This is a genomic window from Streptomyces roseirectus, from assembly GCF_014489635.1.
In the GTDB taxonomy this organism is placed as follows: domain Bacteria; phylum Actinomycetota; class Actinomycetes; order Streptomycetales; family Streptomycetaceae; genus Streptomyces; species Streptomyces roseirectus.
Genome location: NZ_CP060828.1, coordinates 9,935,555 through 9,947,447 on the forward strand (window position 1 = coordinate 9,935,555; position 11,893 = coordinate 9,947,447).

At 69.3% G+C, this 11,893-nt stretch carries 10 protein-coding genes and 1 pseudogene; 2 read left to right on the plus strand and 9 right to left on the minus strand.

All coding sequences use genetic code 11. The features are described 5' to 3' along the window. Nucleotides 1–15: 15 nt before the first annotated feature. The 9 genes from IAG44_RS42855 to IAG44_RS42895 all read right to left on the minus strand — a co-directional run bounded on the left by IAG44_RS42855 (nucleotide 16) and on the right by IAG44_RS42895 (nucleotide 10,603). On the minus strand, nucleotides 16–939 hold the full coding sequence (locus IAG44_RS42855; RefSeq protein WP_187752404.1) for an SDR family oxidoreductase: 924 nt from the start codon (nucleotides 937–939) through the stop codon (nucleotides 16–18). Continuing rightward, on the minus strand, nucleotides 936–2,489 hold the full coding sequence (locus IAG44_RS42860; RefSeq protein WP_343075765.1) for a long-chain-fatty-acid--CoA ligase: 1,554 nt from the start codon (nucleotides 2,487–2,489) through the stop codon (nucleotides 936–938). The genes IAG44_RS42855 and IAG44_RS42860 overlap by 4 nt, the downstream gene beginning before the upstream one ends. 192 nt (nucleotides 2,490–2,681) lie before the next feature. Beyond that, the gene (locus tag IAG44_RS42865) at nucleotides 2,682–3,926 is read right to left on the minus strand and encodes an NADH:flavin oxidoreductase/NADH oxidase family protein (RefSeq protein WP_187752406.1); all 1,245 of its coding nucleotides are present in this window, start codon (nucleotides 3,924–3,926) and stop codon (nucleotides 2,682–2,684) included. 83 nt (nucleotides 3,927–4,009) lie between these two features. Next, on the minus strand, nucleotides 4,010–5,479 hold the full coding sequence (locus tag IAG44_RS42870) for an amidase (RefSeq protein ID WP_187752407.1): 1,470 nt from the start codon (nucleotides 5,477–5,479) through the stop codon (nucleotides 4,010–4,012). Nucleotides 5,480–5,585: 106 nt separating this feature from the next. Continuing rightward, nucleotides 5,586–6,398, minus strand: a complete 813-nt coding sequence (locus IAG44_RS42875; protein ID WP_223006855.1) for an SDR family NAD(P)-dependent oxidoreductase — start codon at nucleotides 6,396–6,398, stop codon at nucleotides 5,586–5,588. A gap of 230 nt (nucleotides 6,399–6,628) precedes the next feature. Continuing rightward, nucleotides 6,629–7,219 carry a TetR/AcrR family transcriptional regulator gene (locus IAG44_RS42880; protein ID WP_187753134.1) on the minus strand — a complete coding sequence of 197 codons (591 nt, stop codon included), beginning with the start codon at nucleotides 7,217–7,219 and terminating at the stop codon, nucleotides 6,629–6,631. A 324-nt stretch (nucleotides 7,220–7,543) separates the two neighbouring features. Further along, nucleotides 7,544–8,356, minus strand: coding sequence for a flavodoxin family protein (locus tag IAG44_RS42885; protein WP_246563330.1), 813 nt, complete (start codon nucleotides 8,354–8,356; stop codon nucleotides 7,544–7,546). 92 nt (nucleotides 8,357–8,448) lie between these two features. Continuing rightward, complete coding sequence (locus IAG44_RS42890; protein ID WP_187752408.1) at nucleotides 8,449–9,342, minus strand: alpha/beta hydrolase; 894 nt, start codon at nucleotides 9,340–9,342, stop codon at nucleotides 8,449–8,451. A gap of 40 nt (nucleotides 9,343–9,382) precedes the next feature. Next, complete coding sequence (locus IAG44_RS42895; RefSeq protein WP_187752409.1) at nucleotides 9,383–10,603, minus strand: FAD-dependent oxidoreductase; 1,221 nt, start codon at nucleotides 10,601–10,603, stop codon at nucleotides 9,383–9,385. 203 nt (nucleotides 10,604–10,806) lie between these two features. On the opposite strand from IAG44_RS42895, the gene IAG44_RS42900 reads away from it, so the two are divergent. Both IAG44_RS42900 and IAG44_RS44140 read left to right on the plus strand, forming a co-directional pair. Further along, a complete protein-coding gene (locus IAG44_RS42900; RefSeq protein ID WP_246563344.1) occupies nucleotides 10,807–11,736 on the plus strand; it encodes a LysR family transcriptional regulator in 930 nt (309 codons plus the stop codon). Next, nucleotides 11,736–11,893 (plus strand): annotated as a pseudogene (locus IAG44_RS44140) (DNA helicase); the annotation flags it as partial. The gene IAG44_RS42900 and the pseudogene IAG44_RS44140, both read left to right, overlap by 1 nt.

Sequence of the window (11,893 nt, forward strand, 5' to 3'; positions counted from 1 at the left end):
CGGGGGCTTCGGGCGTCAGAGGGCTCGCTTCTCCTTGTTCTCGACGGACTTGGCACCGAAGGCGCGTCCGAGAGCGGTGACCTCGTCCTCAAGCGCCGGGATGTATTCCGGCGTACGCAGTTGCCGTTTGAGAACCGCGTCGCCCAGCGGGCTGAGGACGAGCGGGCGCAGAGCCTGCATCACCGCGAGTGAGCGCGGGACGTAGACGCGGCGCTTGCGCTTCGCGATCCCGTCGGCCAGAGCCTGCGCGCACTGCCTCGGGGAATACGTCGAGTTGAGTGGGCCGCGCAGGCGGCGGCGCGCGGCGCTGAACGCCCGGCTGGTGGCGTCGCTGTCGCGCACGAGGTCGGTGTTCAGGAACGCGGGATGGGCGCTGCCCACCCGGACGCCCGTGTGGGCCAGTTCGAGGCGCAGCGCGTTGGCCAGGTGCTCGACCGCTGCCTTGGACGCGCAGTAGGTGCCGAGTCCGGGGAACATGCTGAACGAGCCGACCGACGCGATGAGCAGTGCGTAACCGCGGCTCTCGATCAGGTGCGGCAGGCACGCGCTCACCGTGCGGATCGTGCCGTTCACGTTGACGTCGATGGTCCGGACATGGGCATTCACCGGGCCTCCGGCAAGGGTGCCCACATTGGCGATCCCGGCGTTCGGGACGACTGCGTCGATGCCGCCGAGCGCCGCGACCGTTCCTTTCACCGCGTCGTCCAGTGCCGTTTGGTCGGTGACGTCGGCGGCGAACCACACGTGGCCGGGGCCGAGCGCGTCGGCGGCGGCCTGCAAGAGGTCGGGTTCGAGGCCGACGAGCGAGAGTCTCGCACCGCGGGCGGCAAGGACCGTCGCCAGTTCGAGGCCGAGTCCGCGTGCGGCGCCCGTGACGAGCACACGCTTGCCGGCGAGGGCCATCCGCCCCGTCTTCGTTCCTGACGCCAGGGCCGTCATCGGGTCACCTCCTGCTGCGCCGTGCCGGCCGAAGGGGCGAGTTCGCGCTTGAGGATCTTGCCGGTGGATGTCATGGGCATCTGGTCCACGAACTCGACGATGCGCGGGTACTTGTAGGCGGCGAACTGTTCCCTGCCCCAGGCGACGAGTTCCGCTTCCGTCGTGGTGTCTCCCGCGTGCTTCACGACGACCGCCTTGATCTCCTCGCCGTGGCTGTCGTGGGGGATGCCGATGACGGCCGCCAGCGAGACCGCGGGGTGCCCCATGAGGACTTCTTCGAGTTCGCGTGGATAGACGTTGAAGCCACCCCGGATGATCATGTCCTTGGAGCGGTCGACGATGTAGTAGAAGCCGTCCTCGTCCCTGCGGGCCAGGTCGCCGGAGCGGAACCATCCGTCGCGGACGGCCTCCGCCGTGGCGTCGGGGCGCTTGTAGTAGCCCTTCATGACGTTGTGGCCCTTGATCGCGATCTCGCCGATCGCGTCGGGGTCGCCCTTGAGGTCGGACCCGTCGCGGTTGACGAGCTTCATCTCCACGCCGGGGATGGGTACTCCGATCGATCCGACGCGGGGTTCCTCCCCGAACCTGGCGAAGGAGGCGACCGGGGAGGTCTCCGAGAGGCCGTAGCCTTCGAGGATGGTCACGCCGAAGCGGTCCTTGAACTGCTGGTGAATTTCGCCGGGGAGCGCCGAACCGCCGGACACCGCGACGCGGAGGTTCGAGGCCAGCCGGGCGACGTCAACGCCGTCGCCCAGAGCCCCGAGAAGCCCCCAGTACATGGTCGGGACACCGCCGAAGAACGTGACGTCATGGTCCAGCATCAGCTGCAGCGTCGCCCGCGCCTCGAACCGGGGCTGGAGGACGAGCGTGCCGCCGAAGGCTATGGCACCGTTCTGGATCACGACCTGACCGAAGGCGTGGAACAGCGGCAGGACGCACAGGTACGTGTCGGGGCGCTCGGCGTCGGCCTCGAACAGATCGACGTCGGCGCGCACGTTGTCGTACACGTTCCGGTGTCTCAACTCCGCGCCCTTGGGCCGACCGGTGGTGCCGGAGGTGTAGAGGATGACCGCGGTGTCCTCGTCATCGCGCTCGACCGTCGCGAACGATCCGGACTGAGCGGCGACGGCGGGCCCGTACAGCTGATGCGGCCCGATGCCGGGCAAGGAGGATCCGTCACCGATCAGGAAGAACTCGGTGCATCCCTCGGTGTCCTCAAAGCCCTCCCGTGCCTCCTTGCCCATCGGGAGCTCCGGTGTCCCCTCGAACGCGAAGTACGCCTTCGTGTCGGAGTCGCCCAGGTGATAGGCCACCTCACGGGCCTTCAGCAGCACGTTGAGCGGCACCACGGCCGCGCCGGCCTTGAGGATCCCGAAGTAGATGACCGTGAACTGCGGCAGGTTCGGGCACGACAGCGCCACCTTGTCTCCCGGCTGCACGCCGCGCGCGACCAGCAGATTGGCCACCCGGTTCACCGCCGAGTCGAGTTCGGCGTACGTGATCCGGTCTTCACCGAAGACGATGGCCGTGCGCTCGGGAAAGCGGGCCACGGAATCGCTCAGTAGCCCGGATACGTTCCGGCTTGGAGTGTGCATCGTTGCGCTCCTGCTGCTGGGAGATGGTTGTCGTGAAGTCAGAACGTCTCGGGGTGACTTGCCTGTCGGCAGTGGTCTGTCGGGTCTCCGGGTACGGCGGGTAGGGGCTCAGCGTCGGTGCGGGCGCCCGTGGTTGGGGGATCGTGATCAGCCGCCGCGCTTGGAGCGGAAGGAGGTGCTTCCGTTTCGCCGCACCATCGCGATGGTCGTGGCGAGCGCGCCGCGGCTCAGATCGGGGTGCTTGCCGCTGCCGAGGCGGTGTATCTGGTCGGTGTGCCAGCTCAGGTCCAGCACGCCGTCGAGTGCCTTGAGGTCGGTGACCCGGCTCAGCAGGCTCCTCATGCCATAGCGCATCTGGTGCGCCGTGAGCGTCTCGGCGCGCCCTTCGAGGATGAGGCGGGCAGCGTCCGGTGTGGTGATGGCCGGTCGGCCGATGCCAATCACGTCGCATTCGTCGGCCTGCACGGCTCGCTGCATGGCGTCGCGGGTGCGGAAACCACCGGTGACGGTGATCGGGATGTCGCCCACGACTTCGCGGACGGTGCGGGCGTACTCCAGGAAGTACGCCTCGCGCGCCCTGGTGCTGGCAGCCGCCGAGCCGCTCATGGCCATGGACTCGTAGCTGCCGCCGCTGACCTCGATGAGGTCGACGCCCTCGTGGGCAAGCGCTGCGAGTACGGCCCGGGACTCGTCCTCGCTGAATCCGCCGCGCTGGAAGTCCGCGGAGTTGAGCTTGATGCCCACCGCGAAGCTGGGGGTGACACGGGCGCGGATGCGCCGTACGACTTCGAGGCAGAAACGCATCCGTCGTTCGAAGTCGCCGCCCCAGTTGTCGGTGCGCCGGTTCGACAGGGGAGACAGGAACTGCGAGATGAGATACCCGTGCGCCGCCTGCACCTGTACGCCACTGAATCCGGCCCGCTCGCACACGGCCGCGGCCCGGGCGAAGCGCTCGATGAGCCCCTCGATCTCTGCGGGGCGGAGCTCGCGCGGGGTCCTGGCGCCGGGGAGGTTCGGAGCGATCGGGCTGGGTGCCACCGGTGTGTGCCCGAGCGCCAGGGGGTTCGCCTGCCGTCCGGGGTGGTTCAGCTGGGCCCAGATCGGAACGGCGGTGTCCCGGGCGGTCTTGGTCCAGCGCGAGATCGCGTCGAGATCGCGCTCGTCCTCGATGACGATGTTGCCCGGCTCACCGAGCTGGGAGCGGTCGACCATGACGTTTCCGGTGATCATGAGGCCGTACCCGCCGCGCCCCCACGTCGAGTACAGACGGCTGAGCCGCTCGTCCGGCGCGTTGTTCTTGTCGCCCAGCGACTCGCTCAACGCGGACTTCATCAGACGGTTGGGGAGCACCTGGCCGTTCGGGAGCGTGAGGGGGGTGTCCAGCGTGTTCATGGAGAGGTTTTCCTTGGGTGTGATCGGTGGCGAGCCGGTGTTGCGGGCAGGTCGGGTTCAGAGCCGTACGGGGCGACGGATCGTCAGACGAAGGCCGGAGGGGGCCGGTAGCCCTCAAGCTCCTGGCCGAGGAGCTCGGCGAACTTGATCGTGGTGAGGTCGCCGCCGCTGGGTCCCATCGCCTGCAGCCCGATCGGCAGACCGTCCCGGCCCGAGCGGACCGGGATCGTTGTCGCGGGGGAGCCGGCCACGTTGGCGATGGCGCTCCACTTGACCTGGTCCCAGTAGGGGCGGGACTTCCCTTCGACCTGGATCCGGCGCCCGAACCTGTCGATCAGCTTGTGGTGATGAGGCGGTGCCGCAGTCGGCGCGACCGGCATCAGGACGACGTCGAAGTCCCGGAAGAACTCGGTCCATCGCTGCCGCAGTTCTTGGCGTACGACGTCCGCCTGGAGCCAGCTGTAGTGCGACTGGAAGGTGCCTCGCAACGCGTACAGCGCTTCCCCGCGCGGGCGTTGGACGATGCGCGCGAGGAGCGCGGCGTTGGAGGCGGGCGTCAGGCCGGACCGGTCGTAGGTGAACGCGCCGAAGAGCAGGCGCAGGAAGACGTCATGACTGGTGGCCATGTCGACGGGGAGGCGGGAGGGCTGCACCTCGACCTTCGCGCCGGACGCCTTGAGGGCGCTCAGGGCGTCCTCGACCGCGGCTTCGACATCGCGGTCGACGGGAGACAGCGCGTCCTCGGCCCACACCGCGACCCGGAAGTCACCGAGCGTGCTCGCCCGGGGCGGGGCGAGGGTGTAGCTGAAGCCGCCGTCGCGCTCGGGTGGCCCCACGGTGGCCTGGAGGACCGGGACGAGATCACGTGCCTCCCGTACCTGGGCTCCCGCGCAGGCGAGGTCAAGCTCCCCCCACCGCCCCACACCCGGACCGCCCGGCACATGGCCGATGAGCGGAATGGACCGCCAGGTCGCCTTGTGTCCGTACAGGCCGTTGAAGTGCGACGGAATCCGGGTCGAGCCGCCGATCTCCGAGCCGAAGTCGAGGGCGGCCAGCCCCGCGGCCGTCGCCACGGCGCCACCACCGGCGGAACCTCCCGACGTGCGGTCGGTGTTCCACGGGTTCAGCGTCGGCCCGAACAGCGGGTTGTCCGCCTGGACGTCCTGGTTTCCCGGGGGCATGTTGGTCTTGCCGATGATCACCGCACCCGCGGCACGCAGCCGCCGTACCGCCTCGGCGTCCTGATCGGGGACGTAGTCCTTGAGATCCGGCCGTCCGCAGGACGTACGCAGCCCGGCGGTCTCGTAGCTGTCCTTGAGCGTGATGGGCAGGCCGTGAAGGGGCCCGAGTTCCGCCCCACTCGCACGTTTCGCATCCGCGTTCCTGGCATCACGCCGCGCCCGAGCGACGTCGAGGGTGACGATCGCGTTCAGCGTTGCGTTGTGGGTGTCGATCCGGCTCAGGTAGATGTCGAGCAGTTCCTCGCTGGAGATCTCACCCGAGGCCAGCGCGCTCAACTGGTCGGCGGCTGACTGGAAAGGGAGGGCGTGCACGGGTGCCTCATTTCTGTCCGTGCTGCTTTGGTGGGCCCGGGGCGACCGACCGGCGTCGACGGCGACGCCGCTTGTGATCAGGCCGGGGCGGGAGTGCCTCGCGGGCTCAGGAAGTCAGCAGGTCTTCGCCGTCGCGGGCGTCAAGGCTCGCGATGATGTTCCGGACCTTGGCGTCGCCGGCCAGGCGGGAGTCCATGGCGGGAGCCAGGACCCCGCGCAGCAGTGAGGCCGTGGCCCAGCGGCGGGGGCGGACGACGCGGGCGTCCCGGCGACGTAGGCCGGTGACGATGGCGCTCGCTGCCTGCTCGGGGCTGATGCGCTTGTGGAGCACCCTCGGCAGACCGTTCAGCAGTGCCTGCGCCGCGGGGTCCTCGTCGATGCTCTGCCGGATCATGTCGGTATTGATCATGGCGAAGTAGGCGGTCGTGACGCTGACTTCATGGGCGGCGAGCTCGACCCGCAGCCCCCGGCCCAGCTGCTCGACGGCGGCCTTGCTCATGGCGTAGGGGATCGTCCCGGTGCCGTTGATGTAGGCGAATACCGACGACAGCAGGACGAGGCGTCCCTTGTTCTTGATGATGTGCGGCAGCCCTGCGTGGACGGTGTTGAGCACACCGCGCACATTGACGTCGAAGAGCTGATTGATCGCGGCGGGCGACGAAGCCCGCAGTGTCGCTCCCCGGGCCGCCACTCCGGCGTTGGCGATCACGATGTCGAGGCGGCCGGCTTGCTCCACCACGTTCTCGACGACTCCGGACATGTCCGCGAGGTCGGTGACATCCCCCTGCAGCACGGTGATTCGCTCGTCGACGGCCCGGTCGACGCTCGGCTTGTGGAGGTCGGCCACGAAGACCCGGGCGCCCCCGTCGGCCAGGCGCCGGGCTGTCGCGGCACCCAGCCCCCGTGCGCCGCCGGTCACGAGGGCCACGTTCCCCGCTATCGAGCTTCTTCGCCCGTTCCCTGCCATTACGCCTCCCTGAACGTCCTTGTTCAGAACCTGGGGCTCGACGCCGACAGATCGGCGGAGCGTTATCTTACGTCCATAATATTATGGGCGTAAGATAATTCCAAGGGGGTGCGAGGAGCCGGAGTGGTTTCAACGGAAACGGCGCCTCCGTCTACGTCGGAGGCGCCGCATGGCGTGGTCCGTCAGCTGTGCTGATCGGTGCCGATCAGGGCGAGAGCGTTCTGGACGCCCTGTTCGAGCAGCTGGTCGGAGAGCTCTGGGTCGGTGAGGGCTCGCGAGAGCTGGAGGGTTCCGGCCAGCTGGCCGAGGAGGCTGAGTGCCTTCACGCGCGCCGAGGCCGGGTTGGCGGGGGTGAAGCGGGCAGCGATCTCGTCGATCAGGACCAGCACGTTGGTGGTGTACGCCTGCCTGACGGCCTCCGGCGAGCGGCCGATCTCGTCGAGCAGGGCGGCGGAGGGGCAGAGGTCGTCGGGGTTGTCGCGGTGCTCGGGGGACAGGTACTGGCGCACCATCTGCTCCAGCCCGGCGAAGCCCGGCGCCGCCTGCGCGCAGAGATCCGCGTACTGGGTGTGCAGCTGATCGGCGACCGCGTGGGCGACCAGGTCGTCCTTGGAGGTGAAGTGCGCGTAGAAGGCACCGTTGGTGAGACCCGCGTCGGACATGAGCGTGGCGACGCCCGAACCGTCGATGCCGTCGCGCTTGAACCGGCGGCCGGCCGTCTCGATGATCCGCCGCCTGGTCTCCTGCTTGTGCTCTTTCGCGTAGCGCGCCATGCGTTCCCCGCTCGCCAGGAGGATCGCTCGCCCGCTGATCCCCAACCCGTTATCTTACGAACGTATTCTAATGCATCCCGGGGGTGATGTGGGGCGTTGCCCCGGCCCGTGTCTTGCCGGCCTGGCGGGCGGCTGAGGCGGCTCGTATGGGCTGGCTGGAGTACCGCGCGCTCCAGACGCCTGCCGGCCTGCTCGGCGCGACTCTGCCGCGTGGGGTCCTGCAGATCCTGTTCTTCACGACGCTCGCGGGCGTCCTCGCTGGTCCCGGACACCGCGAGTACGCCTTCGCCGGATCGCTCGTGCTGGCGTTGTGCAGTACCAACGTCACTGGTGTGGTCGCGGTGCCTGTCCTGGACAAGCAGTACGCCACCTTCGCGCGGGTGCGCACCGGCGCGCTGTTGGGAGTGGGCGGTGGGGTGGCAGCGAGTGAGCGTCAGCGGGATCGCGGAGTGGATGTCCTGGTAGTGGGTGCAGGACGGTGCCGGGCTTCCCCAGGAACCGGACCTCGTCGTGGGGCAGACCGAGCTGCCGGGCGACCGCGCCGCCCAGCCGCTCGGCGCGCAGCACAGCTGCCGGGTCGGTGGCTATGCCGCCCAGGCCGCCGGGGGTAGGGACTTCCATCTGGTCGGCGACGGCCATGTGCAGGGGGAAGGCCAGGGCGTGCAGAGTGGGCAGCGTCAGGGTGCGCCAGTGGGGTGACGGGCAGCCGCCCACGGCGATGAAGCCGGCCACGCGCGGTTTGAGGACCCGCGGGTCGGGGGCCGTGTCGACGCCCAGAAGGCCGTGCGTCTCCTTCTGCTCGGCCGGGCCGTGTTCGCGGCGGGCGAGGGCTTCACGGACGAAGACCACGTCCGTGCGCGGACCGAAGGCGCGGTCGATGAGGAGCTTCAACGCGCCCGGTGCGCTGCGGGTGTAGGTGGGGGAGCTGACGATCACGCCGTCCGCGTCGAGCAGCCGGTCGCAGAACCAGGCCGCGTCGTCCCCGGCGTCCGCGGTGGCGGCGGTCACCAGGGACATGTCGGTCAGCCGTACCATCTCGACGGCTGTCCCCTCGCGCGCGGCCGCGGTGAGCGCGGCCTTCAGCGGTACCTCGGCACTGCCGTCCTCCTGCCCGCGGGAAAGTCCGAGCAGACGCATCGACGACACCTCTCTGTGTGGTCGGGGGATGAGGGCGGTCCGCCGGGCCACGCGGGCTCCGGCGGACCGGACGGGAGCGGACGCGGCGGTGGTCAGCCGCGCAGGGTGGCGGCCAGCCAGTCGGCGCTGCGCGTGATGATCTCGGAGAAGTGGTTCGAGAGGATCTCGTAGTGCTGGCCCGGGTACTCGATGACCTCCTTCGGGTCGGGGATCCGCCCGTACATCTCGCGGGCCTCCTCGACGGGGGCGACGGTGTCCTTGGAGGCGAGGATCATCAGGACCGGGGCGGTGATGCGGTCGGCGTAGGCGCGCACCTCCATCTCGAAGATGCGGTCGAGGGTCGAGATGGTGATCTCGTTCCGGAAGCTGGGCAGCTGGTGGATCATGTTCTCGACGAACTCCAGACCCTCCTGGTCGCTGAACATGACCGGGTCCCCGGGTTCCGGGACGCCGTGCAGGCGGATACTCGCGGCCGGCTCGCCGCGCAGCTGGGCCTGACGGTCGGCGGGGATGAGGGCTTCCAGCTCCGCGAGTGTGTCGGCCGGTTGGAGGGTGCGCGCGCTCCATCCGCTGACCGGGGGGATGATGCTGACGACCGCTTTGACCCGGCGGTCGGTGGCGGCCGTGAAGAGGGAGTTGGCGCCACCGATGCTGATGCCCCACAGGGCGATGCGGTCGTGGTCGATGTCCTCGCGCAGGGTCAGATGGGTGATGACGTCGCGCAGGTCCCGGCACTGCTGCCAGGGATCGAACTGCTGACGGGGTTCGCCGTCGCTGTAGCCGGTGTTGCGGTGGTCGTAGACCAGGCAGGCCAGACCGGCGTCGGTGAAGCCCCGGGCCATGGCGAACATGGATTCCGCGGGACCGCCCAGGCCGCCCTGGAGGATGGCGAGTGGAGGGCGTTGAGGGCCGTCGGTCGGGCGGAACAGTTTGCCCCGCAGGGTCAGTTCCGACACTCGGAACTCGATGTCTTCGGTGACGGGCATGGTTCTCCTCGTGGTGCGGACCGTGTCGGGAAGTCGGCGATCAGGTGTGGCTGACAGGGAGGTCGTCGGGCAGGAAGTCGATGTCGGCGGCCCGTGGGTCGGCCGAGGCGCGCAGGATGGGGAAGACCTCGGCGCGCATCTCGGTCTCGTACTCGGCCACGGCCTCCGCCACGGGTGTGTCACCGTGGGCGGCGCGCTCCAGGGCCCGCGCGAGAGCCGCGGCGTCGCGCAGTGCCGTGTTGGCGCCGGAGCCGAACGAGGGAGGCATGGCGTGGATCGCGTCACCGAGCAGGGTGACACGGCCGGCCGGCCAGGGGTCTGCCGGCTGCAGGTGACGCGTGGACACCGGGAAGATCGTCGACGCGTCGACGTGCTCGACGAGACCGGCCAGGGCGGGGTCCCAGCCCCGTACCGCGGTGCGCATCAGCGCGTGCAGGGTTTCGGCGGAGCTGTGCCACAGGTCGGGAGCCTCGGCGGCGACAGGGCTGCCGGGCGGAAGGCCGAGGTTGACCATGATGTAGGGATCGACGGGATCGACGGCGGCGCCGGGCGCCAGTTCGGCCACCGCCTCGGCGACCGGCCTGCGCGGCCGGTACACGCCGTACGCGAACATCGCGCCGTTCGGCCCCGTGGTGACGGCGAAACCGTCGAACAGTGCCTCGGGCAGGCTCGCTGCCAGATCGTCGGTCAGCGGTGCGGTGGAGTACAGGCCGCGCATTCCGGTGTCCACGACCGCAACGTCGGGCAGCAACTGCCTGCGCACGACGGAGTTGATGCCGTCGGCGCCCACCAGTACGTCCCCGGTCTCGCTCGTGCCGTCGTCGAGCAGCACCCGCACCTTCTCGCCGTCCGTCTCGAAGCCGGTGACGGTGCTGTCGTAGCGGACGATGTCCTCCAGGCCCAGGCCCATGATCTGGCGCAGCGTGCGCCTGTTGACCGCTGTGTGGGGCCGCCGCGGGTCGTTGGGCGGGCCGATGTGGGGACGGGCGCCCAGTTCGCGGGCCTGGTGGTCGAGCATGACCATGACCTCACGGCGCGGCGTCTCGCGCGAGGTCTGCATGTACAGCTCGAAGAGGTTGTCCGGCAAGCACTGCTGGAGAGCGCGGCCACCCGCGCCGTTCATGTGCAGGCGGTAGCCGGCCCGCCCGATGCCCGGCGCGCTCTCGTGGACGGTGCAGCTGATGCCCGCGCGGCGAAGACCCTGCGCCAGACAGAGCCCTCCGATGCCTCCGCCGGCGATCAGGACATGGAACGACGGCATTGTCGCCTCCTTGACGGGCTCGGAACACCTGCATCGATCGGTGCAGGCCCGAGGTACGAACGTTCTGACGTGGCGGCGGTTCGTCTCTGACATGAGGTCCCGCCGAACCGTGCCACCACTCTCGCGTCCGGACTGGGATCAGGGAAGCCGAAATCACCTATGCTCGACATAGACAGAGCTGATGATCATTCGAGGTGGGTGCCGTGACTCTGGACCTCAACCTGCTGCCGCCGCTGGACGCGCTCCTCCAGGAGCGCAGTGTGACGCGGGCCGCTCAACGGCTCGGTCTGAGCCAGCCCTCGCTGAGCGCAGCCCTGGCCCGGCTGCGCCGGCACTACGGCGACGAACTCCTCGTCAGAGCGGGCAACAGCTACGAACTGACCCCTCTGGCAGAACGACTGGTGGAACACACCGAGCAGGCCCTGAACTGGGCGGACCGGGTCCTCCAGACGCGCCCCGACTTCGATCCCGCGCAGGCCCGGCACGAGTTCACCGTGATCATGGCCGACTGCCAACTGCCCACGTTCGGGCGGGCCTTGGCCGACCTGGTCCGCACCGCCGCGCCGAACGTGCGGCTGCGCTTCCAGCACAGCACCGAACGGGTCGTGCAGCAGGCGCTGGACAACCTGCGCACGGTGGACGCCCTCGTCCTGCCCCAGGGCATCCTGTCGAACATCCCCACCTTCGACCTGTACAAGGACCGTTGGGTGTGCGTGATGTCCGCCGACCGCGCCCCGGCCGTCCTCGGGCGGGAGGAACTGGCCGAACGCCCTTGGGTGCTGCCCTACCGCCACCCGTCGCCGGTCTTCTCCCCCCTGAACCGCCTGCACGCCGAGGGCATCGAACCGCACGCGGAGATCGTCACGGAGAACTTCCTGGCCATTCCCCACCTGGTCGCGGGGACCGACCGGATCGGCCTGATGCCCGAACGGGTCGCGATCCCAACCCTCTCCGGACAACCGATCACCGTCGTCCAACCCGCCTTCGAGATCGGCCACTTGGTGGAGTCCCTGTGGTGGCATCCCCTCCATGAGCGGGAACCGGCCCACATATGGCTGCGCCGTATCGCCGCTCAGGCCGGCCAGACAGTCGAGAGCGGCCCTATGGGGTTTGAATTTGTAATATCACCCTAGACGTCATGGTCGGCTTCGACGGCACCCAGCTCGCCCTGTCCCGCTCCTTCCGTTTCGGCCCCCGCCTCGCCGAGGAAGCCAACCGCTGGCTGCACCTGGCCGACGCCCCCATCCGTCTCACCGGCGCCGACACCGTGCCCACCGAACTCGTCTACGT